This is a genomic window from Bacillota bacterium (assembly GCA_040754675.1).
Taxonomy (GTDB): domain Bacteria; phylum Bacillota; class Limnochordia; order Limnochordales; family Geochordaceae; genus Geochorda.
Map to the genome: position 1 here is coordinate 1 of JBFMCJ010000505.1, position 2,899 is coordinate 2,899.

Here is a 2,899-nt window from a genome sequence, read left to right on the forward strand (position 1 = left end):
GCCGGTTTTTGCAGCACGGGCTCGGCGAGGCCATGCTGGAGCAGACGCTGGCCTCGGCCAAAGCAGCGGGGTTGTTTTCGCCGGAGCGCTCCCAGATCGTCGATTCGTTCTTGATCCACGGCGGGGCGGCCGTGCAGGACACCTACACGCTGATCCGCAAGGGCGTCGTGCGGGTGCTGGCGGTGGCCAAGCTGCACGAGTTGGAGACGGAGCTTTCGGGGGTGCTGAAGCGGACCGATTACGCCCAGCCGGGCAAGCCCCGCATCGACTGGGACGATCCCGAAGCCCGTCGGCAGCTCTTGCAGGAGCTGGTGGACGATGCGCTGGCGTTGGTGGCCCGGGCGCGGGCGCTGCCGAAGCTGCCGGAGGATCTTCGGGCCATGGTGGATCTTTTGGAGCGGGTGGCCACCCAGGACATCGAGCGGGATCCCGACGGGACGGTGCGCCTGAAGCGGGGGGTGGCCAAGGACCGGGTCATCTCGGTGGTCGACCCCGAGATGCGCCACGGCCACAAGACGGCCTCCAACCGGGCGGACGGCTACAAGGCCCACGTCATGACGGGCGGGACGCAGCACCAGCTGGTGACCGCCGTCGAGGTGACACCCGCCAACGCGCCGGACGATGCGAAGCTCGAGGCCATGCTGGAGGAGCAGGACCAAAACGGCCGCCGGCCTCCGGAGGTGCTGGGCGACTCGGCCTACTTCGACGTGGCGCGAAGCCAGCGCCAGGCCGAGAAGGGCACTCAGATCGTGGCCAAGGCACCCCCATCGGTCAACCGGGAGGGGTGCTTCCCTAAGGAGGCCTTCCGGCTGGATGCCGAAGCGGGCACCCTGACTTGTCCGGGCGGGCAGAGCGTGCGCTTCGACCCGGCCCGGCTGGAAGCCCACCGGGAGTTTGTCATGAGCTTTCCGGCGGAGGCCTGCCAGGCCTGTCCGCTCAAGGCTGGTTGCACCCCGGCAGCCGCCCGCCACGTCACCCTCCATGCCTATGAGGTGGCGTTGCGGGAGGCCCGGGCGATCCAGAAAACGTCGGCCTTCCGGGAGCGCTACCGGCTGCGGTCCCGCATCGAGCGCATCGTGCGGCAGCTCAAGACCCACGGTGCCCGAAAGGCGCGCTACTGGGGTCAGATCAAGGTGCGCTTCCAGCTCCTGCTGGCGGCGGTTAACCACAACGTCAAGGCCGTGATGGCCGCCGGGCCCCCCTTGGGGGAGGTCTGCCCAGCATGAGGGAAAAGGTGGAAGAAAAGGCAGAAACAAGGGAAAACAGGGCTTGGGAAGGTGCCCCGGTGGCGTGCGCGTCCCCTTTCCAACCCTCAACGGGGTCAGGATGGATCCCACGGGATGCATCCTTGTCCTTTCAAACCCCTGATCAAACCCCAGCCTTAACCGGAAACCGAGCAGTCTCCTAGAACCTGGGATGAGTTCGTCGAATATGCCGCGAAGCTCACGGTAAAGACCGGCCGCGGGCAGTTCCGCCAGGTAGGCTTTGCCATGGCGCCCGCCGGCCAAGATCATCACCTGCTGCGGGAAGTCCTGTTCCGCCAGTGGGGCGTGCAGCCGTACAGCGACGACAATCGGTACGTGCTGTGGGGGGACCCGAGGGCAGCCGAAGCGCTGCGGTGGTACACGGACCTGGCTACCAAGCACGAGGTCACCACACCGAACTTCCTCGACAACTACCGACAGGCGTTCATTGCCGGGCGAGCGGCGATGATTGTGGAGGGTTCGTTCGCTTTGGGCACCTTCCAACGCGACATCAAGCACTTCGAGTGGGGGGTCGCCGAACTGCCGGTTCGGAACATCGGCGGTGAACGGTCCACCTTCGGGTCATTCTGGACCCACGGCATCACTCGCAATGCTACCGGACCGAAGCTTGAGGCGGCCGCCAGATTCCTGCAGTTCCTCACCTCGGAGAAGACAATGCGGCGCTGGCTCGAGTTCGTCGGGGAGCTTCCCGCCAGGACTCGGCTAATCAGCGATCCACAATACCTGAGGGATCCCATTTACGGGCCGTTCATCGCGGGCCTCAACTACGCTCACGCTACCTTCTTTGCAGACGAGCAGGAGGACCGCGCAGCGCTTGTCGACGCCGTGGATGAGGTCATCCTTCGGGGCGTTGATCCCGCCGAGGCGCTGAAACGGGCGGCGGCCAGGGTCCAGCGAACCCTCGACCGCTACTTCGAGGGACGGTAGGCCTGGCCTCGCAGGGCCGGGAAAGGGGGCCGGAATTGCGGGCTTACCTTCCCGGCCCCACCTTCGAGGGGTGTTCGCTCATGGGAAGAAGAGTGGAAACGGCCGGCGGTAAGCCGGCGAGTTCGGCCCGCAGGGCCGAGACCGCGAGCCATTGGGCGGGCGGAGCGCTTCGTCTGCGGCTCACGATCGGCCAGCGCCAGGCGCTGTGGGCGTATACCTTTCTCGCTGTACCGCTGGCGTTCTTCGTCTGGATTCGCTTCTACCCTGCGCTCTTTGCGTTCAACGTCAGCGTGCGGCAGTGGAGCATCCTTTCCCCCGACAGGCCCTTCGTGGGCTTCCAGAACTTCGTTCGGATGTGGCAGGATCCCGTTTTCTGGAAGGCCCTGGCCAACACCGGGCTGTACGTCCTCGTAGGGGTGCCGGCAACTCTCCTCATCGGCCTGACCATCGCCCTGCTAATCCACCGGATCACCCTCTTTGCAGGGCTGTATCGGATGATCTACTTCGTTCCCTACGTGACGTCCGCCGTGGCCGTCGCCTGGGTGTGGCGATGGATGTATGCGCCGTCGACTGGGGTGTTCAACGAGGCGATGCTGCGACTGGGGCTTCCCATGCAGGGCTTCCTGCGCGATCCAGGCGAGGCCCTGCTATCGATTGCGGCCGCCATCGTGTGGCAGTTTGTAGGGTTTCAGGTGGTGATCTTCCTC

The 2,899-nt window shown here is 65.6% G+C and carries 2 protein-coding genes and 1 pseudogene; all 3 read left to right on the forward strand.

Translation table 11 applies throughout. From position 1 onward, the window contains the following. Nucleotides 1–1,226 (forward strand): transposase (locus AB1609_19850; protein MEW6048698.1); only part of this gene is annotated, 1,226 nt, incomplete at its 5' end. Between the two features lie 183 nt (nt 1,227–1,409). Then, nucleotides 1,410–2,192 (forward strand): annotated as a pseudogene (locus tag AB1609_19855) (extracellular solute-binding protein). 80 nt (nt 2,193–2,272) lie between these two features. Further along, nucleotides 2,273–2,899, forward strand: a 627-nt coding sequence (locus AB1609_19860; GenBank protein MEW6048699.1) for a sugar ABC transporter permease, incomplete at its 3' end; no start/stop codon positions are given.